The sequence below is a fragment of the Sulfitobacter sp. G5_S2_6_S6 genome (genome assembly GCF_054968505.1).
Window position 1 is genome coordinate 21,043 of record NZ_JBQKUI010000013.1, and the last position, 26,439, is coordinate 47,481.

22 protein-coding genes are annotated in these 26,439 nt (G+C 60.5%); 8 read left to right on the forward strand and 14 right to left on the reverse strand.

The features are described from left to right. Positions 1-161: 161 nt before the first annotated feature. On the forward strand, positions 162-617 hold the full coding sequence (locus tag ACTRWK_RS16120) for a prepilin peptidase (protein ID WP_289081689.1): 456 nt from the start codon (positions 162-164) through the stop codon (positions 615-617). A gap of 83 nt (positions 618-700) precedes the next feature. Here ACTRWK_RS16120 and ACTRWK_RS16125 read toward each other — a convergent pair whose 3' ends face one another. Both ACTRWK_RS16125 and ACTRWK_RS16130 read right to left on the reverse strand, forming a co-directional pair. Continuing rightward, a complete protein-coding gene (locus ACTRWK_RS16125) occupies positions 701-3,880 on the reverse strand; it encodes an efflux RND transporter permease subunit (protein ID WP_289081688.1) in 3,180 nt (1,059 codons plus the stop codon). Then, on the reverse strand, positions 3,877-5,085 hold the full coding sequence (locus ACTRWK_RS16130) for an efflux RND transporter periplasmic adaptor subunit (RefSeq protein ID WP_037941491.1): 1,209 nt from the start codon (positions 5,083-5,085) through the stop codon (positions 3,877-3,879). Before ACTRWK_RS16130 ends, ACTRWK_RS16125 begins: the two co-directional genes overlap by 4 nt. A 336-nt stretch (positions 5,086-5,421) precedes the next feature. Here ACTRWK_RS16130 and ACTRWK_RS16135 point away from each other — a divergent pair, with 336 nt between their 5' ends. After that, a complete protein-coding gene (locus ACTRWK_RS16135) occupies positions 5,422-6,141 on the forward strand; it encodes a TetR/AcrR family transcriptional regulator (RefSeq protein ID WP_289081687.1) in 720 nt (239 codons plus the stop codon). Between the two features lie 40 nt (positions 6,142-6,181). On the opposite strand, the gene ACTRWK_RS16140 is transcribed toward ACTRWK_RS16135, so the two are convergent. The 6 genes from ACTRWK_RS16140 to ACTRWK_RS16165 all read right to left on the reverse strand — a co-directional run bounded on the left by ACTRWK_RS16140 (position 6,182) and on the right by ACTRWK_RS16165 (position 11,937). Continuing rightward, positions 6,182-7,489 carry a TRAP transporter large permease gene (locus ACTRWK_RS16140; RefSeq protein ID WP_005848587.1) on the reverse strand — a complete coding sequence of 436 codons (1,308 nt, stop codon included), beginning with the start codon at positions 7,487-7,489 and terminating at the stop codon, positions 6,182-6,184. Next, entirely contained in the window at positions 7,489-7,995 is a 507-nt protein-coding gene (locus tag ACTRWK_RS16145; protein ID WP_005848588.1) for a TRAP transporter small permease, read from the reverse strand. The genes ACTRWK_RS16140 and ACTRWK_RS16145 overlap by 1 nt, the downstream gene beginning before the upstream one ends. Positions 7,996-8,051: 56 nt before the next feature. Continuing rightward, positions 8,052-9,062 (reverse strand): TRAP transporter substrate-binding protein DctP, encoded by a 1,011-nt coding sequence (gene dctP / locus ACTRWK_RS16150; protein WP_037941488.1) that lies wholly within the window; start codon positions 9,060-9,062, stop codon positions 8,052-8,054. Between the two features lie 78 nt (positions 9,063-9,140). Beyond that, positions 9,141-9,731: a 3-isopropylmalate dehydratase small subunit gene (gene leuD, locus ACTRWK_RS16155; RefSeq protein WP_180829687.1), complete on the reverse strand. Its 591-nt coding sequence runs from the start codon at positions 9,729-9,731 to the stop codon at positions 9,141-9,143. Beyond that, the gene (leuC, locus tag ACTRWK_RS16160; protein ID WP_289081686.1) at positions 9,728-11,125 is read right to left on the reverse strand and encodes a 3-isopropylmalate dehydratase large subunit; all 1,398 of its coding nucleotides are present in this window, start codon (positions 11,123-11,125) and stop codon (positions 9,728-9,730) included. The genes leuD and leuC overlap by 4 nt, the downstream gene beginning before the upstream one ends. Next, entirely contained in the window at positions 11,122-11,937 is an 816-nt protein-coding gene (locus ACTRWK_RS16165) for a GntR family transcriptional regulator (RefSeq protein ID WP_005848595.1), read from the reverse strand. Before ACTRWK_RS16165 ends, leuC begins: the two co-directional genes overlap by 4 nt. 141 nt (positions 11,938-12,078) lie before the next feature. On the opposite strand from ACTRWK_RS16165, the gene ACTRWK_RS16170 reads away from it, so the two are divergent. From ACTRWK_RS16170 to ACTRWK_RS16195, 6 genes are read left to right on the forward strand one after another with little or no spacing between them, the layout of a single operon-like run. Next, complete coding sequence (locus ACTRWK_RS16170) at positions 12,079-12,645, forward strand: tautomerase family protein (RefSeq protein WP_064215980.1); 567 nt, start codon at positions 12,079-12,081, stop codon at positions 12,643-12,645. After that, positions 12,642-14,336 carry a hydantoinase B/oxoprolinase family protein gene (locus tag ACTRWK_RS16175; RefSeq protein WP_289081685.1) on the forward strand — a complete coding sequence of 565 codons (1,695 nt, stop codon included), beginning with the start codon at positions 12,642-12,644 and terminating at the stop codon, positions 14,334-14,336. Before ACTRWK_RS16170 ends, ACTRWK_RS16175 begins: the two co-directional genes overlap by 4 nt. After that, a complete protein-coding gene (locus ACTRWK_RS16180) occupies positions 14,333-16,399 on the forward strand; it encodes a hydantoinase/oxoprolinase family protein (protein ID WP_184583979.1) in 2,067 nt (688 codons plus the stop codon). The genes ACTRWK_RS16175 and ACTRWK_RS16180 overlap by 4 nt, the downstream gene beginning before the upstream one ends. Then, positions 16,396-16,998, forward strand: a complete 603-nt coding sequence (locus ACTRWK_RS16185; RefSeq protein WP_037941481.1) for a cysteine hydrolase family protein — start codon at positions 16,396-16,398, stop codon at positions 16,996-16,998. Before ACTRWK_RS16180 ends, ACTRWK_RS16185 begins: the two co-directional genes overlap by 4 nt. Continuing rightward, entirely contained in the window at positions 16,995-17,855 is an 861-nt protein-coding gene (locus ACTRWK_RS16190) for an isocitrate lyase/PEP mutase family protein (RefSeq protein WP_009824166.1), read from the forward strand. The genes ACTRWK_RS16185 and ACTRWK_RS16190 overlap by 4 nt, the downstream gene beginning before the upstream one ends. After that, positions 17,842-19,209: an FAD-dependent oxidoreductase gene (locus ACTRWK_RS16195; RefSeq protein WP_289081684.1), complete on the forward strand. Its 1,368-nt coding sequence runs from the start codon at positions 17,842-17,844 to the stop codon at positions 19,207-19,209. The genes ACTRWK_RS16190 and ACTRWK_RS16195 overlap by 14 nt, the downstream gene beginning before the upstream one ends. A gap of 49 nt (positions 19,210-19,258) precedes the next feature. On the opposite strand, the gene ACTRWK_RS16200 is transcribed toward ACTRWK_RS16195, so the two are convergent. The 6 genes from ACTRWK_RS16200 to ACTRWK_RS16225 form a co-directional block, all read right to left on the reverse strand. Then, entirely contained in the window at positions 19,259-20,023 is a 765-nt protein-coding gene (locus tag ACTRWK_RS16200; RefSeq protein ID WP_184583985.1) for an SDR family NAD(P)-dependent oxidoreductase, read from the reverse strand. A gap of 25 nt (positions 20,024-20,048) precedes the next feature. Further along, positions 20,049-21,380, reverse strand: a complete 1,332-nt coding sequence (gene hisD / locus ACTRWK_RS16205) for a histidinol dehydrogenase (protein WP_289081683.1) — start codon at positions 21,378-21,380, stop codon at positions 20,049-20,051. Between the two features lie 104 nt (positions 21,381-21,484). Continuing rightward, entirely contained in the window at positions 21,485-22,249 is a 765-nt protein-coding gene (locus tag ACTRWK_RS16210; protein WP_289081682.1) for an HpcH/HpaI aldolase family protein, read from the reverse strand. A gap of 21 nt (positions 22,250-22,270) precedes the next feature. Then, positions 22,271-24,175 (reverse strand): TRAP transporter permease, encoded by a 1,905-nt coding sequence (locus ACTRWK_RS16215; RefSeq protein ID WP_462844058.1) that lies wholly within the window; start codon positions 24,173-24,175, stop codon positions 22,271-22,273. 67 nt (positions 24,176-24,242) lie between these two features. After that, complete coding sequence (locus ACTRWK_RS16220; RefSeq protein ID WP_005848614.1) at positions 24,243-25,211, reverse strand: TAXI family TRAP transporter solute-binding subunit; 969 nt, start codon at positions 25,209-25,211, stop codon at positions 24,243-24,245. Positions 25,212-25,321: 110 nt separating this feature from the next. Next, on the reverse strand, positions 25,322-26,302 hold the full coding sequence (locus tag ACTRWK_RS16225) for a LacI family DNA-binding transcriptional regulator (RefSeq protein WP_037941471.1): 981 nt from the start codon (positions 26,300-26,302) through the stop codon (positions 25,322-25,324). Positions 26,303-26,439: the final 137 nt, after the last annotated feature.

A 26,439-nucleotide genomic window follows, 5' to 3' on the forward strand; every position in this document is an offset into this window, starting at 1 on the left:
TCGGATCGCCCTGCGAGTGCTGAAAAATTTCTATTCACTACCCGCATTGAATGAGACACGTGCTGCCGCCGAGAAAGTTTCACAGTTTATGATAGAATATCTCATTTAGATGGAACCTAGGCACACTGGCGTTTTTGATGCTTGCCGTGTTTTATACGTGAATGCCTCTGTTCATCTTATCCTCGATCATTCTGATTCCGATTTTGGGTCAGCTTGTTCGTATTGATCTGCGCCAACACCGCCTGCCGGATCGCTATACGCTTCCGCTGATCTGCGTCGGACTGGCAACGAATGCCCTCGCGCAGCGTGCCCTCCCGACAGAGGCGATCTGGGGCGCTATCATTGGATATGTGGTATTCTGGCTGATCGGAGCGGTCTATTTCCGCAGCCGCGGGCAAGAAGGGTTGGGCTTGGGCGATGCAAAGCTGCTGTCGGCAGCGGGTGCATGGGTTGGGGTTTTCGCCTTGCCTTGGGTCGTGCTCCTGTCGGCTCTGGGTGCTCTTGGGTACGCAGTGCTCTCGGGCCACGGGCGCCAAGAGCGCCTCGCGTTTGGTCCATGGATTGCCGGGGCCCTTCTTCTTATTTGGTTGGGAAAAGGGCTTTTTTCAGAGATATAGAAATGCGTATTACCCCTGTGTACGGCATTTTACGCCGCCATCTCGCGGAGTTTATAATCGAAGGACGTCAACCATATGTCCGGTCAGCGTTGAGGGTCTGCACGTTTACGTCTGAATAAGCTCGACAACCATGCTCTCCTCGGTCGTTCCGCTGGCGTCGCCTCGTCCCCTTGCAGGCTTCGCTTTTGTCCAAACATCAGCATGGCAGGTGTCAGGATGAGGGTCAGAAGGGTCGCGACAACCAGCCCCCCTACAATCGCGCTCGACAGTTCGGTCCAATATTGGGTCGATGGCGCGCCAAAGACGATTTCGCGCGTGAAAAAATTCAGGTTGGCCCCCAGCACCATCGGCATCAGGCCAAGCGCCGTGGTAATCGATGTCAGAAGAACAGGCCGCAAGCGTTGAGCGCCTGTGCGCAAGGCGGCCTCGCGCGGGTGCATGCCAGAGGATCGTAGATCATTGTAGGTATCAATCAGAACAATGTTGTTGTTCACCACGATGCCCGCCAACGCGATAATCCCGATGCCCCCCATCACAACGCCAAAGGGGCGCCCCGTGACGATCAAGCCAAGCAGAACACCCGCGACCGAGAAGATGATCGCGCTCATCACGACGAAGGCTTGGTAGAAGCTGTTGAACTGAAGAACGAGGATCACCAGCATCAAAACAATCGCGGACACGAAGGCACCAACAAGGAACACCATCGCTTCGGTCTGGTCCTGCGCCTCGCCGGCGAAGCTATAGCTGACCCCGTCGGGCAAATCTGCAGCGTCCAGGGCTTGTTGCAAAGCCGTCACCTGATCGTTGACCAACAAACCGGGTGCGACATTTGCCTCTATCGTCACGACGCGCTTTTCATCGACCCGTGTGATCGTGCCCGTCCGTTCAACCGGCTCGAAGGTGACAAAGTTGGAGATCGGCACCAATCCGGCAGAGGTGGGAACGCGCAGGTTTCCAAGCTCTGACAATGACCGTTCCTCGGCCGGGAAACGGACACGTATATCCAGCTCTCCGTCCGCGTCCTCGGGCCGGTAATCCGCGACGGCGATCCCTTGGGTCAGCAGCTGAACGGCCTGCCCCAAAAGACTGACATCAGCGCCATATCGCGCGGCTTCCGCCCGGTTCACGCGGATGGACACCTCTACCCCCGGCAGCGGCAGCGTGTCGGTCACATCCGTGAAGCCGCCGATCTGCTCCATGATGGACAAGACCTGCGCGACAGCATCACCCTGCACGGCCGGATTGCGCGCCGCGATCTGAAGGTTGATCGGCTTGCCAGCAGTGGGTCCGCCGCTTTCGGTCTGGACCTGAACATCAATGCCCGCAATGTCTGCGACATCCCGCCGGATATCGGTGCCGATGGCTTCTGCCGCGCGCCGCCTGTCCCATTCGGTGAGCTCAAGCTGTATCGTACCGATGGTTTCTTCGCTGCCCTGCCCTGCGCTCATCGTGGATCGGGCATAGACGGTGGCCACTTCATCATAGCCCATCAAACGCTGCTCGACTCTGCGCACCAACGCGTCACGCTCGTAGATAGAGAAGTTGTCACGGGCAAGCACCTGCACCTGCATGAACTCTGGCTCTACCGAGGGGAAGAACGACAGGCCGGTGCCGAACTGCCCGTATAGACCAAAGCTGCCAAGCAGCATGGCAAGCGCCAGCAACGCCGTCGCACCGGGTCTGAGGATTGCCCATTCCAACAGACGCACATAGGCCCCCGTCAGTCCGCCAATGCGCCGTGGGTCACCTTTTTCAGCTTCGCTGAGCGCACGTTTGGCCGCCGCATTTTGCGGCTGGCGTTTCCCGATGAGGCCACCCAGTACCGGGATGAAGATGAGCGCCATGAAAAGGGACGCGAAAAGGGTCAGGATCACGGTAATGGGCAGGAACTTCATGAACTCGCCGACCATGCCGGTCCAGAACAGCAGCGGAAAGAACACGCTTAAGGTCGTGGCGGTTGAGGCGATGATCGGCCAAGCCATGCGCTTGGCGGCATAGGCATAGGCTGTTTGCGCATCATCCCCCTCTTGCAGACGACGGTCCGCCAGCTCGACCGTTACGATGGCCCCATCGACCAGCATCCCGACAACCAAAATCAGCGAAAAGAGTACCACGATATTCATCGTGAACCCCATCGCCCAAAGCGCCGTTACCCCCACCAGAAACGCCCCCGGAATGGCAAGACCGACAAGGATAGCCGATCGAAGGCCAAGGGCAGCCACGATGACGATCATAACAAGCAAAACCGCTGCAATGACGTTTGCCTCCAGGTCGCTCAGCAAAGTCTCTACCTGCTCGGACTGATCTTGCAGGTAGGTTACCTCGATGCTTTCGGGCCAATCCTTGCGCAGCTCTTCCAGCGCAGCACGCGTGGCCGCGACTGTTTCGATGATATTCGCTCCGGACCGCTTTTTCACCTCAAGCGCAAGCGCCGGTTGCCCGTCGATGCGTGCGTAGCCCGTCGGATCTTGGAAGGTGCGGCGGACGGTTGCGACGTCTTCGAAAGTCACCACCGTATTTCCGCGCACCTTTACCGGAATTTCCATGACGTCTTGCAGGTCCTCGATCAGGCCCGGCACCTTGAGCACGATGCGCCCGCCCCCCGTCTCGATGGCCCCCGCCGCAATCAAACGGTTGTTCCGCTGAAGCTGGCCGATCAGCTCATCAAAGCTCAGGTTGTAGGTTTGGAAAACGGTCGGGTCGATCAGTACCTCAAGGAATTCGTCCCGCGCGCCGCCAATCTCGACCTCCAGAACGCCGGAGAGCCCTTCGATGGCTTCTTGCGCGTCATCGGCAATTGCGTTCAGCGTTCGCTCTGGCACCGGCCCCGAAATGAGCGCGGTGATAATCGGGAAGAGCGCCGTGTTGATCTCTGTCACCGTGAGGTCATAGGCGTCTTCGGGCAAATCTCCCTCGACCCTGTCTGCGGCTTCCCGGACTTTGCGCAGCGCTTCGTCGATGTCTCCGCCGGGGGTGAATTCAAGCTGGACGTTTGCATAGCCTTCGGATGCGTTGCTTTGGATCTTCTCAAGCCCGGCAATCGCGGCGAATTCGGATTCCATCGGCTCGATCAGCAGGCGTTCGGCATCAGACGGGCTGATCCCTTCAAGGCCCGTGGAGACGTAAACAAGCGGTAAAGGTACCTCGGGGTTGGCTTCTTTGGGGATGGCGACATAGGCGACCGCGCCTACGCCCAAGAGCATAAGAAGCACCATCAGAACGACCCGGCTACGCGAGAATGCGGCGTCAATAATCGTATTCATTCCCGCTGCCCTTTGTCGCTTGCCGCGTCACTATCGGGAATGGGAAGCGCGGGCTGCCCATCTTGAGGGGGGCTGTTTTCCTCACCGTCATCCGCGTTGGTCTGCAACGACGGTGCCACCTTTTCGCCCTCGTTCACGAAACCCTGACCGACAGTGATGATGCGCACCGCGTCCGACAGGCCGCTGACATACAGGCCATCGATCTCTGCCCGCACGATGCGAATGGGGGTGAACACAACCATATCATTGTCATCAACGGTTTTGACGCCCAAGCGCCCCTCTGGGCTCAGCGATATCGTCGAGGGCTGCACGAAATGCGCGCTTGTCGAACCGGTCGGGATCCGAATTTCGGCGGAAATACCGGCGGGAATGGCACCGTCTTCGTTCGGCACGGTGATCTTGGTGAGGAACGTGCGGGTTTCGGCATTTGCAGCCGTGCTGACAAAGCTCACCGTGCCTTCACGCTCTTCCCCAGTGATGAAATTCACCGTCGCCGTCTGGCCGCTTTTGATCTTACCAAGCGCCTGTTGTGGTACCTGCAACGCAACTGTCAGCGGCCGATTATCAACGATGCGCCCGACTTCGGCACCCGCCTGAATAAACTCACCCGCATCAAGTGACAGCTCTTCGACACGTCCGGTAAACGGGGCCGTGATAACAAGTGCCTCTATCGCCTCTTGCGCTGCGGTCACGGATGCTTCGGCGGCGGCAAGCGTGGCGCGTGCTTGGCTGACCCGATCGGCAGTCGCCACCCCTCTGTTCAATAGCTCAGTCGCGTTGTTGAACTCTCGGTCCGCACGGGCGAATTCTTCGCGGGCCCGCGCAAGATCTGCCTGAGCTCCCGTCGCAGAGAGCCGAGCAATCACCGCGCCGCCCTCGACCTCTTCCCCCTCCATCACCAAGACATCCACGACGTCGCCTGACGCCTCGGCGCGGATCGACGTATCGCGGTCAGGTTGAGCCTGTCCTTCCGCCTGAAAGGATATCGTGACCTGTTGAGGCGTCGACTTTTCAACCGCCACGGCAACCGGCTTGGCGGGGGCAGTTTCAGCTTGCCCTGCGTCTTCGTCACCCGAGGGCAGGATATACCCGCTGCCCATCCAGCCGACGATGGCGACAACCAAAGCTGCAGCAATCCACGCCGACCGCGACGCGCCTTTATCGTCCTCGAAAGACAATTGCTCTTTGTTTTCGCTGTCGCTCATTTCCAGTTGGCCTTCACTCTCACACACAGGGTTCCTTTTCAGACATGCATACCATGTAGGCCGCCGTTCAAAGAGGTCGCATCATATGACGCTTTTTAGAAACAGACCAGCAGTCTGTAAGCGGGAAATAGACGGTGCGCATGAAACGTCAATGTGACGTCGAGGCATCCAGCGATCCTACCGCTGAAACGAAGCGCAATCGCGATGGATCAAACGCGCTTTGCTGACCACGTACGACCTCATTCGGCATTTAGCTGCTCATGGGTCTTGAACAGTGAATGACACGGGCCTAGGTGTTTACCGACCAACGATCTGTATGGCTATGGAGACGTCGCATTGTCAGAGACCGGTACAAAAAGAGACAGCCGTGTGCGTATGGCGCCAGCGGTAAGGCGAGACCTTATCCTTGATGCGGCCCAAGCGCTGTTTATGGTGCGGGGCTGGGATGCCGTGACAATCGCGGATGTTCAGGAAGCGGCAGGCATTTCACGCGGCGGTTTCTACCACCACTTTGCTGCAAAAGAAGACCTGTTGAGCGGGCTTATCGCGCGCATGACTGAACAAGCGATGCAGACCACTGAAGCCGCGATGAGCCAGAACAACGGCGATGCATTGGTCCAGTTGAACGGTTTGCTGGATGGCGCGGCGCAATGGACGGCCGACAACGTCAACGAACTGCGCGGTTTGGTGCAAATCTTCTCACGGCCCGGCAACGAGATCCCCTACCGCCGGATCTGTGACGCCGAGGCGGCGGTCGTGATGCCGGTCCTTAAAGCCATCATTGAATCCGGTATTGCTGAGGGAACATTCAACCCCGTTGACGCAGGGCTGACCGCCGAGCTGATGCTAAGCCTTTCGCAGGGCCGTCGGGAGGTTCTCATCGAGGTGTTTGACCTGGCGAGCGCGAACGATCTGGACGCGGCAGTTGACGCACTTGACAGGCGTCTTCGATCTGAAGGTGAAATCTGCGACCGATTGCTCGGACTACCCGTAGGTAGCGTCGCCCTGTCAAACCGCACCGAATACCGCCGAATGCTGGCCGGCTTGGTCCAGTAGCGGCGGATGATATGCGCGAGTTTGCAACGCGACGCTCCGACTACATCCCAGGCAGCCACAGCGCCAGTTGCGGGAACAGGATCAACAAGAACACCAGCAGCACCGAGCATCCCATGTAGGGGAAGGCAGATCCGTAGATCTCGCGCATGGTTGTGCCCTTGGGGGCGACGCCCTTCATCACGAAAAGCAGCAGCCCGAAGGGCGGTGTGGTAAAGCTGATCTCGAGCGCCAGCAGGATTACCAGACCGAACCACACCGGATCAAATCCCAGCGTTGTGGCGAGCGGGAAAAAGATCGGTACGGTCAGCAACATCATTGATATCTGCTCCATGAACATACCCAGCAGCAGCAGTACCCCGAACATCACCAGCAGCATCGCCACAGGGGCCAGATCAAACGACGTCGCCCACCGGATCAACCCGCTGGAAGCACCGGAAAACGCCAGCAACTGGCTGAAGGTGGCCGACCCGAAGACGATGAGATAGGCCATCAGGGTCACCCGCATCGCGCCGATCACCGATTTCTTCATCGCTTCCCATGTGAGACAACGGAAGGCCACAGCCAAGATCAACACGCCAAGCGCCCCGAATGCCGCGGCCTCGGACGGGGTGATCAGCCCGCCCACCATGCCAATCACGATCACGACCATGACTGACAACATGGGCACCACATCGCCGAAAAACAGGCGCATCTTTTGGCCAAAGCGCAGGTCTTCAACCTCGTAAGCGGGGGCGGCGTCGGGATCGATACGGGTCTGAATATAGATTGTCGCGATATAGAGGCTGGCAAGGATGAGCCCCGGAATGATCCCCGCGATCAACAATGCGCCCACATCGATCCGCGCTAAGGTTGCCAACAACACGGCCAGCGCTGAGGGCGGGATGATAATCGCCAGACCACCCGTGCCAAGGATCGGACCGATGGACATATGCTTTTTATACCCGCGTTCCGTCATCTCGGGCACCATCAGGCTGCCCAGCAACGCGGTGGAGCCCATGGACGACCCAGACAGCGTTGAAAATGCCGTGCCGCCCAGAACCGTGACATAGGACAGCCGCCCCGGCAGCTTGCCCAGCAAACGGTCAATGGCATTGAACATGCGCTTGCCCAAACCGGTGTAGAAAAAGATTTCGCCCATCAGCAAGAACAACGGGATCGGCACCAGCGCATAGTTGGTCAGCCCGCCGAAACCATTGTTCAACAGCAGCGTGACCCCTTTGGCTCCGCCCATAAAGAACCACGCCCCAACGATATTGGCTGCGAGAAAAGCCAAGGCAACCGGCATCCCGATGGCCATCAGCACCAGAATAGAGCCCAGCAAAAGGGCCAGCGATTCAAACCATTCCATTATTCATGTACCCCTGCTTCGCCGGAGTGCATCAGGTCATCGCCAAAAACAAATCGGGAAAATTCAATCGCCATCAGGCCAAAGCTGACCGGAAAGGCCAGCGTCAGTATCCATTTCGGAAAGTAATACGCCCGCACATCCAGATCATTGCGCGCGATGTTGTTCAGGCACAGCTCTGCCCCTTTCCACGCCAGTATCAAGGACACGACAACACAAAGCACCGCGACCAGCCGGCTGACAAAGCGCCGTGCCGCTTCGGGCAGCGCCGCGGTCACCAGTTCGATATGCACATGCCCTTTCTCGCGTACCAGCCAAGGTGCGCCGAGCATGGTCATATACAGGATCGCATATTCAGACGAGGTAAAAAGCCACGCAAAGGGCTGCATCCCGCTGTTGCGCATCACCACTGACAGAATGACCGAAATCATCAGCCACACCAGCATGGCCCCGGCAATCCCCGCCATCGCGTAAAGGAAACCTCTGTAAATTTGTCCGACACGCGCCATGGCTGCCCCTTTTGAACGAAAGCAGGCGCGCCCCATCAGAGCGCGCCAGATTTGGCTTACTGATTTTTCTGCGCGTCGTAGAACAGCTCGATCAGTTTGTCGTAGTTCCCGTCGCCTTGGGGGCTTTCGGCCATCAGGCCCTTCATCCGGTTCCACGTATTCTCTGTCGCCGCTCCCAGATATTTTTGCGCCGCTTCGCCTTCCAGCGTCACAACGGTCATGCCTGCCTCTTCGAGCTTGGCGAAGTCTTCATCACGCACCGCGCCCAGCTTCTCGGCCGAGGCTTTCTCGTGCTCGATCGCCACGTCTTGCAGGATTTTGCGTGCCTCGTCCGAGAGGGAGTTCCACTTGTCGAGGTTCACAATCGTGCCAAGATCGGTCGAGAAGAAGCACGGTTCGATCCGGTAGTTCAGGAACTCGTTCCACTTCAGGTCAATCAGGCCGATCTGTGTCCAGCCTGTTGCATCGACCACGCCACGTTCCAGCGCAGAATAAACCTCGGTTGTGGGCAGATCGATCACCTGCGCGCCCAGATAGTCGGTGAAGAAGGCGTTATAAACCGCGTTGCCGCGCAGCTTGAGGCCCGACACATCCAGGTTCCCCTCTGCGTCAAGGCTGGGCTCATTACGGGTCCACAGGTTGTAGCATACACCGGAATCGAACCAGCCAAGGTATTTGACGCCCATCTTCTCTTGGTGGATCTGGTCGATCAGGTCCAACCCGCCATTGGCGCGGGTTTCGACCGCGGTCAGGTTGGATGTGACCAGCGCGTCTTTTTCTGGCAAAGCCCCTGCGTAAAAGCTGCCCGGCGTATAGACCATATCGACCACACCCGACCGGACGGCGTCGGGCTGCTGGAACATGCCGATGGCTTCGGGGCCACCGCGCACTTCGATTTGCACAACGCCTTCACCGGCGGTGTTCACCTTGTCGACGAATTCAAGGAACGACTTGGTATAGATCAGGGATTCAGGAAAGGCGTGCACTGCGGTCAGCGTCTCTTGCGCAAAAGCCGCCGTGGTCAGCGCCGTCGAGGCGAGGATACCGCCAAGGATTGTCTGTTTCATCGTATATACTCCCGGTTGGTGGGGCTGTTGGACCCCGTTATGTTGCCGTCCTGTCCCTCTTGCGGGGATCAGCACGTCTTAGGATGCGGGCACTGCCCACGGATGCGCGGCAAACCGTGCCGTGCGAAAATCTTTGATGCGGTCGTTATGCTGGGCGGTCAGGTCGATATCATCCCAACCGTTCACCAGTTTCTCTTGCCAGACGGGATCCAGTTCGAAGGTCAGGGTATGCCCCGCGATCACCGCTGCACATTTTTCCAAATCCACTGTCGCGCTGACAGCATCGGTGCCGATCGCGTCCAGCAGGGCGTCAATCTCTGCATCGCTCACACGGGCGGGCAGCAGTCCATTGTTGACGGCATTGCTTTGAAAGATGTCGCCAAAGCTCGGGGCAAAGACGGCCCTGATCCCGAAATCAACCAGCGCATAGACCGCCGCCTCGCGGCTTGAGCCGCTGCCGAAGTTGCGCCGCGTGATCAACACATCTGCCCCCGCATGGCGATCAAGCACATGATCCGCCGCATCCTGACGCAAGTCATGCAACAGGAACTTGCCATAGCCGTCAGCCCGCGGTGCCGACATAAAGCGCGCCGGTATAAGCTGATCGGTATCGACGTTTTCCTGCGGCAGCGCGACGGCGGTGCCATTGATCTGTGTCCAGCCGGTCATGCGCGTCCCTCCAGCAGCGGGCGCACATCGGCGAGGTGCCCGGTCACTGCGGCGGCGGCGACCATGGCGGGGCTCATCAGATGGGTCCGCGCCCCGCGTCCCTGACGGCCCTTGAAGTTACGATTGGTCGAGGACGCGCAGCGTTTCCCCGCCTCGACCCGATCGCCATTCATGCCGACACACATCGAGCAGCCCGATGCGGCCCATTCAAGCCCCGCTTGGGCAAACACGTCGGCCAGCCCTTCGGCTTCGGCCTGCTTCTTGACCTGCGCCGATCCGGGCGACACCAACCCCGGCACGACGGCCTTGCGCCCTGCCAATACTTTGGCGGCAAGACGAAGGTCTTCGATCCGGCCATTGGTGCACGATCCGATAAACACCTGATCCACTGTAATCTGGTCCAGCGCCATTCCCGGTTCCAGCGCCATATACTCCAGCGCCGCGCGCGCCTGCGCCTGTTTGCTGCCCGACAGCCGTGCCGGATCAGGTACATGTCCGGTGATGGGCAGCGCCTCTTCGGGGGAGGTGCCCCAGGTCACGGTTGGCGCGATATCGCTGGCGTTGATTTCAACCTCTCGGTCGAAACGGGCATCTTTGTCAGTCGCAAGCTGAGACCAGTCCCGCAGGGCCGTGTCCCAATCCGCGCCTTTCGGGGCAAAGTTGCGCCCTTTGATGTAATCGAATGTCACCTGATCCGGCGCCACCAGCCCCAACCGCGCACCCCCTTCGATGCTAAGATTGCACAGCGTCAGGCGCCCCTCCATGCTTAACGCGCGGACAGCGGGGCCGGCATATTCAATCGCGTGGCCGCGTGCCCCATCGGCCCCCAGCTCTGCGATCCAGTGCAGCGCCAGATCTTTGGCCGTGACACCGGCGCCCAACGCGCCGTCCACGGTGATCCGCATCGTTTTGGGGCGTTGTTGCCAGATTGTCTGCGTCGCCAGAATATGCGCCACCTCTGTCGCACCGACGCCAAAGGCCAGCGCACCAAAGGCCCCATGAGTAGAGGTATGGCTATCGCCGCAATTGATCAGCAGCCCCGGCAAGGTCAGCCCCTGTTCGGGACCGATCACATGCACAATGCCCTGCCCCGGATCGCGCAGATCGAAGAGCCGGATGCCCTGCGCCTTGGCGTTGCGCCCCAATGTGTCGATCATCCGCCGGATATCCGCCGCCATCTCGCCGGCGCGGGTGGGGGCATAGTGATCGACGACTCCGAAGGTCAGATCAGGGGCGGCGACCTTCATGCCGCGGCTCTCCAGTTTCACAAATGCGTGGTGCGATCCTTCGTGCACCAGATGTCGATCGACCCATAGCAGTGACGTGCCATCATCGCGTCGCATCACCTCATGTGCGGCCCAAAGCTTGCCAAAGAGGGTCTGCGGCGCGGTCATTCTGCAGCCCCCTTCCGGCCCGGTTTCACCACCGGTTCCCAATGGCGCGCCTCGCCTGCGCCGACACGGCTCAGCGCCATTTCAAGGCGGAACATATCGGGGCGGTAGAGCGCAGACAGGTATTCAACCCCGCGTCCATCCTCATCCTTCACCACACGGTCCAACGACAGCAGCGGCGCGCCGACACTGACCCCCAAAGCATCCGCCACATCGGGCGATGCGAGGGTCGCGCTTACCGTTTGATGGGCTGAAGCAACCTTGACGCCAGACCGCTCCAGCAAGCGGAAAAGCGGCGTCGTCGCCAGCTCTGCCTCTGTATAGTTATGTGCGATATCTTCGGGCACCCAAGTGGTCAGGTGGGAAAACGGCTCCCCTTCCACCAACCTCAGACGCACCGCAACCTGTACACGCGCTTGCGCATCCAGCCCCATCGCGGTGGCCACACTGCCCGGCGCGGCACCATAGCTAAAGGATAAAAGCCGCGCGGTGGTGTTCTGCCCCATCTCGACCAACTGCGGCATCAACGTATTGAAATCCGCGGCAAGTGCCGGCTGCACCTTGGGCGCGCAAACAGTCGTCCCCGATCCGGCACGGCGCGAGATCAGCCCGTCCCCTTCGAGCGCGTCCAGCGCACGGCGCACGGTCACCCGCGATACATCAAGCGTCACCGCCAGCTTTTGCTCACCCGGCAAAACCGCACCGGCAGCGTAGACGCCGCGCATGATCTCTTCGTGCAGATGCAGGTAAACGCGCCGCGCCTTCCCCCCTTCGGGAAGCCCCCTGCCCTTCGAAGATGTGCTTTGAAGTGTCATTTGAATCCTTCCAATCCCTTCCAACCCTACAAAGAGTTTTTTCAAAAGCAAGAAATCTATCTGACAAAAATCAAATTATTTGATCTATGCACATTTAATTATCTGTATTACAAAAAATACAGATCTGACGCAGGAGGCTTTATGCCGATCATCGAGATTCATGTGCTGCAAGGGTATGACGCAGCCCAGAAAACAAGGCTGTGCAAGGCGCTGACCAATGCCGCCCGCACGGTGATTCCCGCGACACCGGATGCGGTGACAGTGATGATCAAGGAAATGCCCGCCACCGATTATATGCGCGGCGGCCAGCACCGGTCGCCCGCCCCCGCCCTGCCGGATGCCCCGTCGATGGTGGCGCGGTACCTGCGCGCGATGGAGCAGCGCGACATCGTTACCGCCCGCACACTTTTAGGCGACGGGTTCACCATGCACTTCCCCGGTGCCGCGCCTATGACAGAGCTTGATGATCTGCTGGAGTGGGCCGCGCCGCGCTATCGCTTCGTCAAGAAAACCATTCGCTCGATCGACCTTGCGCCCGGCGACGGGCCGGCCACGGTCGTCTATTGCCACGGCACGCTGTCAGGCGAATGGCCCGACGGGACCGCCTTTTCCGATATTCGCTTTATCGACCGCTTCGAAGTCACCGACGGCTTCATCACCCGCCAAGACGTCTGGAATGACATCGCAGAAACAAAGGCCCAACCATGACCCAAGACATCGACCCGATTACATTGGCCGTTCTGGCCGGACGGATGGAACAGATTGCCGACGAAATGGACGCAACCCTGTTCCGCGCCGCCTTTAACCCGATCATCGCCGAAGCACATGATGCCTCGCACGGGCTGTATCATGCGGTGTCGGGCGACACGCTGGTGCAAGGCAAGTCCGGGCTGCCGATCTTTGTCGGGGTGATGTCATTTGCCGTGAAGGCGGTGATCGACAAAGCGGCCGAGAATGGGGATCTGGAAGACGGCGACATCTATATCTTCAACGATGCCCATCTGGGCGGCACGCACCTGTCCGACATGCGGTTGGTGCGCCCCTATTTTCACGACGGCAAACTGTTTTGCTATCTCGCCTCGGTCGGGCATTGGCATGATGTGGGCGGCGCGGTGCCGGGCAACTACAACCCCGCCGCCACCGACGCCTTCCAGGAAGCCTTCGTCCTGCCCCCTGTGCGTCTTGCCAAAGCGGGCCAGGTCCAGACCGACATTATCGACATCCTGATGCGCAACACCCGCCTGCCGCAATCGGCCCAAGGCGATCTGAACGGCCAGCTCGGCGCGCTTGATCTGGGCAAGAAACGTCTGGACGAACTGCTGGCGGAATACGGTGCCGACACTGTGCGCGCGGCATTGGATGCGCTGCAGGACCGCGCCGAAACCCTGATGCGGACAGAACTGACAGACCTGCCAGATGGACGCTGGGAGGCAGAGGATTTTCTGGATAACGACGGCATCACCGATACGCCGCTGCCGATCAAGGTCGCGCTCGAGATCAAGGGCGATCAGATGCTGCTGGATTTCACCGGCACGGCAGACCGCTGTGCAGGGCCGGTCAATATCGCGCTCCCCACGGCGGTGGCCACGGCCTATGTCGCGATCAAACATATCTTTCCCAGCCTGCCCGCCAACGCCGGTGTGATGCGCCCGATCGAGGTGAAGATCCCCGAAGGGTCGCTGCTGTCCGCCCCCTTCCCGGCACCGGTCGGCGGCTATACCGAAACGATCCTGCGGATGGTCGATGTGATCTTTTCCGCCGCGTCGCAGGCGGCACCGGACCGCGTGGTTGCCAACGCGTATGGCACGATCAACGCGCTGTCGATTTCGGGCAAACGCGCGAATGGTCAACCTTGGGTGATGTTCAGCTTTTACGGCGGCGGGCATGGGGGCTCTCCCGAAGGGGACGGGCTGAACCACGGCAATGCGCCGATCTCCACCGCGACCATCCCCCCGATGGAGATCCTCGAATCCGCCTATCCGGTGATGTTCAAACAATGGGCGCTGCGCCCCGACAGTGCCGGTGCGGGTCAGCATCGCGGCGGCATGGGGGCCACCTACGAGATCGAAGTGCTTGAGGAATCCGCCACCGCCTTTCTGTTCGGCGAACGCGGGCGCTTTGCGCCGAAAGGGGTCGCAGGCGGGGGCGACGCGGCGCTGAACCGGTTTGAGTACGAACAAGACGACGGCTGGCACGCCCCGCCGATGGCCTCGAAAATGGTGGGCATCAAGCTGCAACGCGGCCAGTCCGTACGGCTCGATACCCCCGGCGGTGGCGGCTATGGCGCGCCCGCAAACCGTGCTGCGGCCGATGTGGCCCGCGACGTGGCGGGTGGCCTGCTGACACCCGACTACGCGACACAGACCTATGGCCCAGACTGGAAAGAGGTGACCCAATGACCAGCGCAAACCGCATGATCGGCGTCGATGTCGGCGGCACCTTCACCGATATTTTCGTTCTGGACGAGGCAACAGGCAGCGCGCAGGTTGCCAAGGTTCCCACCTCGCGCCCCGACCAATCGGCGGGCTTTTTGTCGGGCATCGGATCGCGGGTCGATGATCTGTCGACTGTCTCTGTCGTCGTGCATGGCACCACTGCCGGCACCAATGCGCTGCTGGAACGCAAAGGTGCCAAGATCGGCGTGATCACCACGATGGGCCTGCGCGACGTGCTGGAAATGCGCCGCCGTGACCGGCCGCGCACTTGGGGCCTGCGAGGGGATTTCACGCCCGTTGTCGATCGCGCCTTGCGCCTTGAAGTACCGGAACGCACGCTTGCCGATGGCACGATCCGTCAGGCGGTGGACCTCGAGGCGGTGCAAGCCGCCGCGCAAGAGCTGCTGGATCAGGGCTGTCTTGCCTGTGCGATCCTCTTTGCCAACAGCTATGCCAATGCCGAAAACGAAAGACTGGCGGTCGAAGCCGTGCGCGCCATGTGGCCGAATGCCCATGTCTCGGCCTCAAGCGAAATCCTGCCCGAGATCCGCGAGTTCGAACGGTTCTCTACCACCGCGTTGAACGCCTATCTGCAACCCGAAGTCTCTGGCTACCTCGCGCGGCTTGAAACCGCGCTGAAACAGGACGGGTTTGCGGGCGAGTTCATGATCGTGCAGTCCAATGGCGGGGTGATGGACGCGGCGACCGCGGCGCGTCTCCCCGTGCGCACGGCGCTGTCGGGTCCGGCAGCGGGGGTCATCGCCGCGGGGTACATCGCCGAAGCCGCCGGTTTTCCCGATATCATCACCGGCGACATGGGCGGCACCTCTTTCGATGTGAGCCTGATCGCCAAGGGCCAGTCGATGCTGTCGCAACAGACGTCGATCGACTTCGGGATGGTGGTCCGGTCCCCCATGATCGAGATTACGACAATCGGCGCGGGCGGTGGCTCTATCGCTTGGGTCGATAAGGGCGGCTTGCTGAACATCGGGCCGGAAAGCGCCGGATCCACGCCCGGCCCTGTCGCCTATGGTCAGGGAAACACGCGCCCCACCGTGACCGACGCAAATGTCGTTCTGGGCCGTATTGATCCAGACAACCCCATCGGCGGCAAGCTGGAGAGACTGGATGTGGAGGCGGCAAAAGCCGCGATCCTTGAACATGTGGGCACGCCCCTTGGGCTGGACGCCCTGCAAGCCGCCGAGGCGATCTTGCGCGTGGCCAACAGCCGCATGGCCGGCGCGCTGCGTCTTGTCTCTATCGAGCGCGGGTTTGATCCAAAACGCTTTGCGTTCATGCCCTTTGGTGGAGGTGGTGCCTTGCATTCCGGTGCCATGATGGCAGAGGTCGGGCTAGCGCGGTCCATCGTGCCGCGTTACCCGGGGGTAACATCTGCCATGGGCTGCGTCATCGCGGATATGCGGCAGGATTTCGTGCAAACCATCAACGCCACCCTGTCGGGCATCGACCTTGGGGCGCTGACCGGTTTCATGCAAACCCACGTTGATGACGGGCTTGCCACGCTTGAAGCCGCGCGCACCCATTTTGAACGGCGCGATACGGAGTTCACGCTTGATATGGCCTATCTCGGCCAGACGCATACGGTATCGGTGACGCTGCCGGTGACCGTGACCGATGGCACAGTGACACCCCCGACAGAGGACGATATCTCGGCGGCATTCGACAGCGCCTACCGCGCCACCTATGGGCGGCTGCTTGAGAATGGCACGCGACGGGTGATCAACCTGCGCTCTGCCATCACCGGACGGCGCCCGCGCTTTGATCTGTCCACGCTCGCCCCCGTCGGTGGCAGCGTTGAAGACGCGCTGAAAGGCACGCGGCAGGTCCACTTTGACGGTCAATGGCACGAGACGAAGCTCTATCACCGTCTTTCCTTGCCGGTCGGTGCCGAAGTCCCCGGCCCCGCAATCCTTGAACAACCTGACACAACCGTGTTGATCGAACCCGGACTGGTCGGCAAAGTCGACGCCTACGGCAACACTCTGATCGAAAGGGCCACCGCATGACCCCTGCCACGACCGCTTTGCTGACCATCGACCTGCAAAATGATTTCCTGCATCCGGAAGGCGCCTATGGCCGTGCGGGTCAGGCGGCCGAGAGCATCCTCGCCCTGCCCGACCGGATCGCGCCGCTCAAGTCCGCGCTGACCAAGGCGGGCGGCACCTATATCTCGGCGCAGTTCACGCTGGTACCGGGACGCGATGACGAACCGCTGATCGCCGCGCATCTCAAGAAACTGCGCCCCTTCCTGACCAAGGGCGACTTTACCCCGGGCGGCTTCGGCCACGCGCTGGTAGATACGCTCGCCCCGGCGGATTTCACGATCGAGAAAGTCGCCTACTCCGCCTTTTACCAGACACGGCTTGAATATGTGCTGCGCGCGATGAAGATCGACACGCTGATCATCGGCGGCATCGTCACCAACGGCGGTGTCGCCAGTACCGTGCGGGATGCCCATCTGCGCGACATCCATACGGTGCTGCTGTCGGACGGTTGCGCCGCGTTCAAACAGGACGTGCACGAGGCGACGCTGACCTCGCTGGGGTCGGTGACGCAGGTGATGACCTGCGCCGAAGCCACCGCCGCTGTCGGAGGTGCCCAATGACCCTGCGCCAACGCCTGACCGCCCCCGATATTCTGATCGCCCCCGGTGTCTATGACGGGCTGACCGCCGCCCTTGCCACCGACGCGGGGTTCGAGGCGCTGTATCTTTCCGGTGCAGCGGTTGCCTATACCCGTTTGGGCCGCCCCGACATCGGGCTCAGCACCGCGTCCGAGATGACCGATACGATGGCGTTGATTGCCGATCGCACCGACCTGCCGGTGATCATGGATGCCGACACCGGTTTCGGCAATGCGCTGAACGCGCGACGTACGATGCAAAGCTATGAACGCGCGGGGGCCTCTGCTTTGCAGGTGGAGGACCAGACCTACCCCAAAAAATGTGGTCATCTGTCTGATAAGTCGCTGATTCCGAAAGAGGAAATGGCCGGCAAGATCGCCGCCATGGCCGATGCGCGCCGCCACGATACGCTGATCATCGCCCGCACCGACGCCATCGCGGTAGAAGGCTTTGACGCGGCGATTGATCGCGCGGGCAGCTATATCGACGCCGGTGCCGATGTATTGTTCATCGAGGCCCCTCGCGACAGCGGAGAGCTTTCGCGCATCGCCGATACCTTCAAGGGGCGTGTCCCGCTGCTGGCCAATATGGTGGAAGGCGGCGCGACCCCGATCTCATCGGCGACCACGCTAGAGGATATGGGCTTCGATATCGTGATTTTCCCCGGCGGCATCGTGCGCGCTTTGGCGAAATCGGCGCAGGACTATTACGCGAGCCTGAAAGCAACCGGCTCTAACAAAGCGTTTTCCGACCGAATGCATGATTTCGACGGGTTGAATGCAGCGATTGGCACCCCCGAGATGCTGGCCCTTGGAAAGCGGTTCGATGGCAAATCCTGATGTCGCCGCCCCGCCGTCGGCTTTCGATCTAGAGGTCGAAACCCTGATCATCGGCGCGGGGGCCTGCGGCATGGTCGCGGCGCTGGCGGCGCATGAGGCGGGTCAGGATGTGCTGCTGCTAGAGGCCGACCCGATGCCCACAGGCTCTACCGCGCTGAGCGCCGGGTTGATCCCCGCGGCAGGGACGCGCCTGCAAAAGGACGCGGGGATCTGCGACAGCCCCGACGTTTTTGCCACCGACATTCAGGCCAAGGCGCACCACGAAAACGACGATGCGCTGGTCACCGCGATGGCCCGCACCGCCCCTCAGGTCATCGACTGGCTTGTCGAAACCCACGGGCTGCCGTTTTCCCTCGTGCGTGACTTTGATTACCCCGGTCACAGCCAGCGGCGGATGCACGGGCTGCCCTCACGGTCGGGGCGCGAGCTGATCGACGCCCTGCGCGCGCGGATCGAGGCGCTTGATATCCCGCTGATCTGCAACCGCCGCGCCACCCGGCTTTATGCGGCAGGCGCAACGATCGCAGGGGCGCGGGTGTCGCTGCCTGACCAAAGCGGCGAGGATATCGGCTGCGACCGGCTGATCCTTGCGTGCAACGGGTTCGGCGGCAACCGCGCCATGGTCGCCCACCACATGCCGGATATCGCGGACGCGATCTGGTTCGGCCATGACGGCAACCGAGGAGAGGCGATCAGCTGGGGCGAGGCGCTTGGCGCCCGCCGCCGTCATCTGGGTGCCTATCAGGGGCACGGCAATGTCGCCCACCCTCATGGCATCCTGATCACATGGGCCACAATCACCGAAGGCGGCGTTCAGGTAAATACCAGCGGCACGCGGTTCTGGAACGAGGCGCAAGGCTACTCCGAAGCGGCGCGGGCAGTGCTGGCGCAGCCTGACGGCGTGGCATGGACCATATTCGACGCCCGCATCACCGAGATTGCCCGCCAGTTCGAGGATTTCAAGAACGCCGAGGCCCAAGGGGCGGTGACCTCAGCGAGCACAGTCGAAACACTGGCTGAAAAGGCCGGATTGCCCGCAGATGTTTTGGCGAAAACGATTACTGATATTCCGGCGGGCGGGCGGGATGCCTTTGGCCGCACATGGGGTGCGGCGTCCCTTTCTCCCCCGTTCTGCGCGGTGAAGGTGACCGGCGCGCTGTTTCATACGCAAGGCGGGCTTGAGGTTGACCCGACGACGGCCAAGGTGCGCAGGGCAGAGGGTGGCACATTCGACAATCTATATGCCGCTGGCGGCGCCGCTTGCGGCGTATCGGGCAAGGGCGACAGCGGCTATCTGTCGGGCAACGGCTTGCTCGCAGCTGTCACGCTTGGGTACATCGCGGGGCGCGGATAGGGTTTTGCCGCCATCCTGCGTCTCCCGTGTTCGTTGACCGCTTTGTCCCTTACTCGGCTGTCCAACCGCCATCGACCATCAAGGCTGTGCCCGTCACCATGGCAGACGCATCGCTCGCGAGGTAGACGATCGGGCCCATGATATCCTCGATCTCACCGACGCGGCCCAGTTTGATCTTTTCTTCAATCCAAGCCAGACGCGCGGGATCGGATAAGGTTTGCTCTCCCAAAGGCGTGCGGATAAAGGTCGGGCATAGCGTGTTGATGCGCACCGCCTTTGGGCCCCATTCGATTGCCATCGCTTTTACCATCCCTTCCAAAGCGTGCTTCGATGCGCAGTAGACCCCCCGATCGATGCCCCCGACATGTCCCATCTGACTGCTTACATGGATGATGGAGCCGGGACGGCCTGCTGCGATCATTTGGTCGGCGGCGGCTGTGGAAAGGAAATAGGCTGCCCGAAGGTTAACATTCATGACGGCGTCGAAATCCTCGGGCGTGGTGTCGAGCGCAGGCCCGTGGCGGGCCATGCCGGCGGAATTGACCACGATGTCAACCGCCCCAAGACCGGAGAATGCCGCGCGGGTCGCATCCAAATCGGTGATGTCGAGCTCTTGCGTCTCGCAGCTCAGACCCTCGGCCTTCATCGCCGCGTGCAACTCTCCCAACGGCCCGGCCCTGCGCGCGGCGCAGACGACATGCGCCCCCGCCCTGGCCAAGGCCGTCGCGGCCCCCAGACCGATGCCAGAGGTGGCACCGGTCACAAACGCGCGTTTCCCCGAAAGGTCAAACCCGGCAAAGGACGGAAGTTGCATCGCGATCTCCTAAGTTAACAGCGGTCTATTCGGCCGCTTCGCGGTAGCTTGCGGCTTCGCCATAGGGCACGTTCTCACCGCCATAGCGCCGCACGCGGACATTGCATTGTTCGGCGTGCCCAACAAAGCCTTCCAACATGCATAGACGCGAACCATAGGCCCCGACCATTGCTGCAGCCTCATCCGTCATAATCTTCTGATAGGAATGGGTCTTGAGGAATTTACCAACCCAAAGGCCCCCTGTATAGCGCCCCGCCTTATGCGTGGGCAGCGTGTGGTTGGTCCCGATCACCTTATCGCCATTGGCGACATTCGTACGCGGGCCCAAAAACAGCGCGCCATAGCAGGTCATGTTTTCCAAGAACCAGTCATCACGGTCCGTCATGACCTGCACATGCTCCGACGCGATATCATCGGCCACCTGCAACATCTCGTCGTAGGTATCACAGACGATCACCTCGCCGTATTCCTCCCAGCTTGTCCGGGCTGTGGCCGCAGTCGGGAGAATTTGGAGCAGCCGGTCAATCTCGGCCAAAGTATCCTCGGCCAACTGGTGCGAATTGGTCAGCAGAACGGCAGGAGAGTTATAGCCGTGTTCCGCCTGCCCCAAGAGATCGGTCGCGCAGAGCTCGGCATCCGCTGCTGTCTCATCCGCGATAACCATCGTTTCGGTCGGGCCGGCGAAGAGATCAATACCCACCCGTCCGTAAAGCTGGCGCTTGGCCTCGGCGACGAAGGCATTGCCGGGGCCAACCAGCATGTGTACCGGATCGATCGTCTCTGTGCCAAGCGCCATAGCCCCGACCGCCTGGATCCCGCCCATGACATAGATCTCATCCGCACCGCCCAAATGCATGGCCGCAATAACAGCCGGGTTTGGCTTTCCGTTAAAGGGCGGCGTGCAGGCCACGATGCGCGGTACTTCGGCAACCTTGGCCGTGGCGACGGACATATGCGCGCTGGCGACCATGGGGAATTTCCCACCCGGGATGTAGCAGCCGACGGATTGAACCGGGATATTCTTGTGCCCCAGAATAACCCCCGGAAGCGTCTCTACTTCGATGTCGGTCATGGAAGCGCGTTGCGCGCGGGCAAAATTCACGACCTGCTCTTGCGCAAACTGAATGTCCTGCAATTCCCGTGCGCTGAGTTGACCGATCAGGTCATCAATCTCTTGCTGGCTTAGCCGGAACGTTTCCGGGCTGTAGCTGTCGAACTTTTCGCTCAATTCGCGTACCGCTGTGTCGCCGCGCGTTTCGATGTCCTGCAAGGTCTGCTCGACGACCGCACGGGTCTTGGCGTCGTCATCGGCACGGGCAGCATCGGATTTGCCCTTCTTGAGGTAGGTAATTGTCATGGTTCGGTCCTTTGGTCAGGCGCTGGCAGTGATAGGTCATTTCTAGGTTGACCAATCCGAGTTGCAATATTTTCTGAATATGCTGCAATTATTTCATAGTCATGTCAGCGCGCGTCTCTCTTTTTGAAATCTTCCACAAGCGCTGCACCGCCCAATTGCATGAGCGTGTGTTCGGACCCCACGACAAAGAAGCTCCCGCCGGCGTCGCGGTGCGCGTCTAGGGGCTCTGTCGGGGCGCAATAGAGTCCCGTGGCCGCCCCTGTCGCGGAAAGGATGTCCCGCGTCATCTTTGCCACTTCAGGCGCAAAGAAATCGGACAGACCATGAGAAACGGCCAGATCAGCGCGCCCGATAAAGAGCGCATCTACGCCGTCTACATCCGCAATTTCACTGTGGTTGACCACGCCGTCGGGGTCTTCAATCTGGCAGATCAAGGCGACTTCACTTCGCGCCACGGACAGATGCTCTTTCAGGCTGCGGCCTGCATAGTCGGCCGCCCGCGACGTGCCGGCAAAACCACGCCCGCCGGGGCCGTAAGTCACGGCGCGCGCCAGTTCTTTGGCCTGCGCTGCGGTTTCGACATGAGGCACCATGATACCGGCCGCGCCGCCGTCCAGCACATTGAGCACCCAATCCGCTGTTGCCACTGGCACGCGCACCACGATGGGGCACCCTTCGGCACGTCCGGCCATTGTCATGGCGTCAACGGTGCCCCGATCAAAGGGCGCGTGTTCGGCATCGACGACGAGGAAATCGAACCCTGCCCGGGCCATGATTTCGATCACGATCGGATGGGGCGTTTTGATGAAAGCCCCGAGCATGGGCTCTCGTGCGACCAGCCGCGCCTTGAATTCAGCATTCGTCATCATTTCCAGTACCCTCCTTGGCCCTCAAGCCGTTTGCATTTCGATATTTTCCGCAGCGCCCATGGCTTTGCGAGAGAAGACCACCAAGACCGCGAACACGACCGCGGCTGCCGCCGTCGCCGGCCAAGGCGGCATCAGCGCAAGCCCAATCGGCACGACCCAAAGCAGCCGCGACAAACCGCCCCAAGGCAGCCGTGCGCCGCCCAGAAGATGCGCAACGCCCAAGGCGAAAACGCCCCCTGACAGGATGGCACGCAAGATGTCTCCGGCTTCGCCACCGCCCAACATGCCGGGATAGGCGAGGAACAGCATTGGCAAGGCATATGCGGTCGCCCCAAGGCGCAACGTCTCGCCCGCGACCTTCATCCACGGCGCCTGCGCAATGGTCGCCGCAACGAAAACACCAAGGCAGACAGGCGGCGTGATGACCGACAGCGCCGCGTAGTAGAGCACAAACATGTGCACCACGAGCGGATCAATACCCTGTTGGATCAGCGCCGGTGCGAAAACAGCCGCGACCATGACGTAGGCTGCCGAGGTCGGCAGGCCCATGCCCGCGATCAGGCAGACAATGGCCATGAGCCCGGCAATGAGCCAGATTTGCCCCTGCCCGATCAACAACACCGCTGCTGTTACGGCGACACCAAACCCGGTGAGGTTGATCATGGCGACAAACACCTGTGCCCCGACCAGAAGGATCCCGACAATGACAACACCTTTTCCGCCTGCTTCCAGCGCACGAATGATGATGCCGATGACGGCACGGGGATCCTCACCACTCGAGATCCGCGCGACAAGGACGGCCACCAACATGGCAATCATGCCGTAACAGGCCGTCAGCTCGACGGAATTGCCGTTAAGGACGCCAAATCCAAGCCCCAGCAGGGCGGCGACAATAGGGGCGAGCCGCGCAAAGGTCATGGCACCGCGCCAGTCGGGTAGGTCTTCGGAGGTCACCGGACGAAAGCCCTGACGGCGCGCGATGACGTGAACGGTTGAATAGATGCCAAGGTAGAACAACAGCGCAGGCACAACGCCCGCAAGCGCGATAGACCAGTAGTTCACGCCCACAAGCTCGGCCATGACAAAGGCGGCTGTCCCCATGATCGGGGGGGCGAGCTGCCCGCCGGTCGATGCAATCGCCTCTACCGCGCCGGCATAGGCAGGGGGGTATTTCAGCCGCTTCATCAGGGGAATGGTGAAGTTCCCCGTCGTTGCGACATTGGCGACGGTCGAGCCGTTGATCGCACCAAAGAAGCCCGATGCGAAGGTCGCGATTTTCGCCGCCCCACCGGGCCGGGAGCCACCCAAACGGGCCGAGAGGTCAAAGAATGTCTCGCCTGCGCCCGTGTGCAACAAGATCGCGCCGAACAGCACAAATGCCGCCAGCGTCGTCGAGGCCACATTGACCAGCATACCCCATAGGCCACGGTCGGACAGGAAGATGATCTCGGTGAGATAGCCCGCGTCAAAGCCACGGTGCCCGAATTGTCCGGGGATCAAATAGCCGAAGAATGCATAGGTAACAGCCGCGATGACGATCAGTGGAAAAACCCAGTTGGAGCTGCGCCTTGCCAGTTCAAGCACGCAGGCCAATGTGCCGAACCCCATGACCATATCCCAACCGTTCGCCCAAGGCAGATCGTTCATAATGGTTTCGTAGTTGGCTATGATATAGGCACCTGACACCGTCACCACGCCGACGATTACCGCATCGATCGCGATACCAAGCGGGCGCAGGCGACGGCCTTCGAAAAGCGGGTGCATCAGCACGGCCAGGGCGGTGATCATCATCACAAAGATCGCACGCTGCACGAGCGATTCAAACGGCCCGTTGAAAGAGGTGTAGAACACAAACACCCCCAGAAGCACTGCAAGAGCCGCGATGGCGGTCTGTCGAAAATGAGCGAAGATCGGAAGAGTATGCATCACGGCACCTTGGCGAAAATGGTAAATAGAGGGGCGACACGCGCCGCCCCTTTTGAGATCAGGTCTTTTACTTGAGGCGCGCGGGCACGGTCAGGCCGATTTCCTCGTAGTAGCGGATGGCACCAGGATGCAGCGGGCTGGTTGCGTATTGCAGGGTCAGCTCTGGCAGGTTCAAGCCCTTTACCGTCGGGAAAGCGGCGGATTGCTCTTCCATATTCTCCATCACGGCTTTGGTCAGGTCATAGGCCGTCTGGTCGTCCATATTGGGGCGCGCAGAGACACCGATCATGAATCCCCAGACCTTGTAAGGGCCTGTGTTCTCCATCTCGCCGCCCGGCATGTCCACGATGGAAAGCTCCGGCAGCGCTTCGCGGATCTTGGCTTCTTGCGCGTCGTCGATGCCAAGCGCTGTCAGCGGTGTGAAGGCCGCGATATCGGTGGTAAGCGCATCGAAAGACGTTCCCACGGCGCTTTTGACGAAGCCTTCGGACCGGCCGTCTTTGATGGCGTTGGCCTGTTCACTGTTGGTCCCGCGCACCCAATCAGGCGAGATTTCCAGCAGGTCGAATACAGCCAAGGCCGTGGCTTCGGTCGACGACCCACGCATGCCCGGTCCGAACTTCTTGCCGTCGATATCCGACAGTTTCTCGATACCGGAATCGCGGCGAACGACTGCGTTCTGAGGTGCCAGAGAATAGGCCCACAGGAGTTTGGATTCGATCGGCTTGCCGTCGAAGCTCTTGATGCCATTGTAGGCGTGATACAGCGTCGACGTCGTGATCAGCCCGATATCCAGCTGGTCGCGCGCCATGCGTTTGAGGTTATCGACCGTAGCACCCGTTTCCACGACCGACGCCTGATAGGCATCCGGATAGGCAGAGTTGATGATTTTCGCGAGCGAGGCGAAATAGGCATAATGCGCGCTTTGCGAATTGGTCGCACCGAAAGCGAGCCGCGTTTCAGCTTGAGCAGGCAATGCCACCCCAAGCCCGGCAAGAGACAGTGCAGCGGCGACAGCGAAGTTGCGTAGTTTCATGGGTATCCTCCAAATATCATGAAACGATCCCGATAGGGACGTTCGAATGGAGGTTAGCCACAGTGCATAGCCGCTATGCAATTCCTGTCTGCGTTAATGAAATAATTTCACTACCCGCTTTGACGTTCTTGGAGTTCACCGGCCAAAACACGGATATCACCGGTGCCGACATAGCTCTCGGCGCTTAATATGATATCTACAGCTTGATCCAGCATGCGGCGCAGTGGCTGGCGCATTGTGGTCAGCCGGTAGGATTCCCACGCCGCCATCGGAATGTCGTCGAACCCGATGACAGCCAGATCACCGGGGACCGAGATGCCTTTGTTTCGTGCAGCATCAAGCATGGCAATCGCCATGATGTCATTGGCGCAGAACACGGCGTCCGGCATCGGACGCTGGACCAACATTTCTTGCGCAGCGGCATAGGCTTGGCGGTAGCTGAACCCGCCGTCGAACTGGACAGCGATCTCGCGTCCGGCCTCTTCCAACTGGTCGCGAAACCCTCGCATGCGTTCCAGATGCGTCGACGTATCACGCCGCCCACCGATAAAGGCGATGCGCTGTCGGCCACCGTCCAGAAACCGCCGCGCTATCGTTCGCGCGCCCCCGTAATTGTCGCAGCACACCGCCATCATGGTACTGTCGGTCTGTACCCGATTCAGCAACACGGCAGGAATTCCGTTCTGACGACAGGCACGCGCGAGCCCGGAGGTGATTGTAGAGCTTGCCAGAATGACCCCCTGCGTGCGGAAGTCGATGACTTGACGGATCATCGTGTCCACATCTTCGGCCGCTGGCACCACATGCATAATCGCCTTGAGCCCGCGCCCTGGTAGCATTCGGGTCAATTCGTCCATCACAATGGGATAGAACGGGTTACGCATTTCGCTCACCACCATCGAGATCGTGTTGCTGGATTGTTTGGCCAACACCTGATCGACCTTGCTGACATAGCCAAGCGCCGTGGCAGCAGCAAAGATCGCTTTGCGCTTATCCTCGGCAATCGGGGCATTCCCCCGATACGCGCGCGACACGGCGGACACCGAAACCCCCGCGCGGGCGGCAACATCTTTGGCAGTGACCTTTTTCATATCGATTGCCTTACCCGATTGCAGCGCTTGCCCGAAATGGGGACCGACGGCTGACCTCGCGCATAGTTTGACGAAGCAATGGCATGGGTGCAATTGTGAAACGTACCCGCCATTGCGTTCAAATACTTGGATGAATG

What these genes read in the sequence shown, in the direction of transcription:
- ACTRWK_RS16140 (WP_005848587.1), bottom strand. Translation starts at nt 7,489, where the DNA reads ATGGAATGGTTTGAATCGCTGGCCCTTTTGCTGGGCTCTATTCTGGTG.
- leuC (WP_289081686.1), bottom strand. Translation starts at nt 11,125, where the DNA reads ATGACCGCGCCGCAGACCCTCTTTGGCAAGCTTTGGGCCGCACATGAG.
- ACTRWK_RS16125 (WP_289081688.1), bottom strand. Translation starts at nt 3,880, where the DNA reads ATGAATACGATTATTGACGCCGCATTCTCGCGTAGCCGGGTCGTTCTG.
- ACTRWK_RS16210 (WP_289081682.1), bottom strand. Translation starts at nt 22,249, where the DNA reads ATGATGACGAATGCTGAATTCAAGGCGCGGCTGGTCGCACGAGAGCCC.
- ACTRWK_RS16180 (WP_184583979.1), top strand. Translation starts at nt 14,333, where the DNA reads ATGACCAGCGCAAACCGCATGATCGGCGTCGATGTCGGCGGCACCTTC.
- ACTRWK_RS16185 (WP_037941481.1), top strand. Translation starts at nt 16,396, where the DNA reads ATGACCCCTGCCACGACCGCTTTGCTGACCATCGACCTGCAAAATGAT.
- ACTRWK_RS16190 (WP_009824166.1), top strand. Translation starts at nt 16,995, where the DNA reads ATGACCCTGCGCCAACGCCTGACCGCCCCCGATATTCTGATCGCCCCC.
- ACTRWK_RS16225 (WP_037941471.1), bottom strand. Translation starts at nt 26,302, where the DNA reads ATGAAAAAGGTCACTGCCAAAGATGTTGCCGCCCGCGCGGGGGTTTCG.
- ACTRWK_RS16145 (WP_005848588.1), bottom strand. Translation starts at nt 7,995, where the DNA reads ATGGCGCGTGTCGGACAAATTTACAGAGGTTTCCTTTACGCGATGGCG.
- ACTRWK_RS16195 (WP_289081684.1), top strand. Translation starts at nt 17,842, where the DNA reads ATGGCAAATCCTGATGTCGCCGCCCCGCCGTCGGCTTTCGATCTAGAG.
- ACTRWK_RS16130 (WP_037941491.1), bottom strand. Translation starts at nt 5,085, where the DNA reads ATGAGCGACAGCGAAAACAAAGAGCAATTGTCTTTCGAGGACGATAAA.
- dctP (WP_037941488.1), bottom strand. Translation starts at nt 9,062, where the DNA reads ATGAAACAGACAATCCTTGGCGGTATCCTCGCCTCGACGGCGCTGACC.
- ACTRWK_RS16175 (WP_289081685.1), top strand. Translation starts at nt 12,642, where the DNA reads ATGACCCAAGACATCGACCCGATTACATTGGCCGTTCTGGCCGGACGG.
- ACTRWK_RS16120 (WP_289081689.1), top strand. Translation starts at nt 162, where the DNA reads ATGCCTCTGTTCATCTTATCCTCGATCATTCTGATTCCGATTTTGGGT.
- ACTRWK_RS16165 (WP_005848595.1), bottom strand. Translation starts at nt 11,937, where the DNA reads ATGACACTTCAAAGCACATCTTCGAAGGGCAGGGGGCTTCCCGAAGGG.
- ACTRWK_RS16220 (WP_005848614.1), bottom strand. Translation starts at nt 25,211, where the DNA reads ATGAAACTACGCAACTTCGCTGTCGCCGCTGCACTGTCTCTTGCCGGG.
- ACTRWK_RS16170 (WP_064215980.1), top strand. Translation starts at nt 12,079, where the DNA reads ATGCCGATCATCGAGATTCATGTGCTGCAAGGGTATGACGCAGCCCAG.
- ACTRWK_RS16215 (WP_462844058.1), bottom strand. Translation starts at nt 24,175, where the DNA reads ATGCATACTCTTCCGATCTTCGCTCATTTTCGACAGACCGCCATCGCG.
- leuD (WP_180829687.1), bottom strand. Translation starts at nt 9,731, where the DNA reads ATGACCGGCTGGACACAGATCAATGGCACCGCCGTCGCGCTGCCGCAG.
- ACTRWK_RS16200 (WP_184583985.1), bottom strand. Translation starts at nt 20,023, where the DNA reads ATGCAACTTCCGTCCTTTGCCGGGTTTGACCTTTCGGGGAAACGCGCG.
- hisD (WP_289081683.1), bottom strand. Translation starts at nt 21,380, where the DNA reads ATGACAATTACCTACCTCAAGAAGGGCAAATCCGATGCTGCCCGTGCC.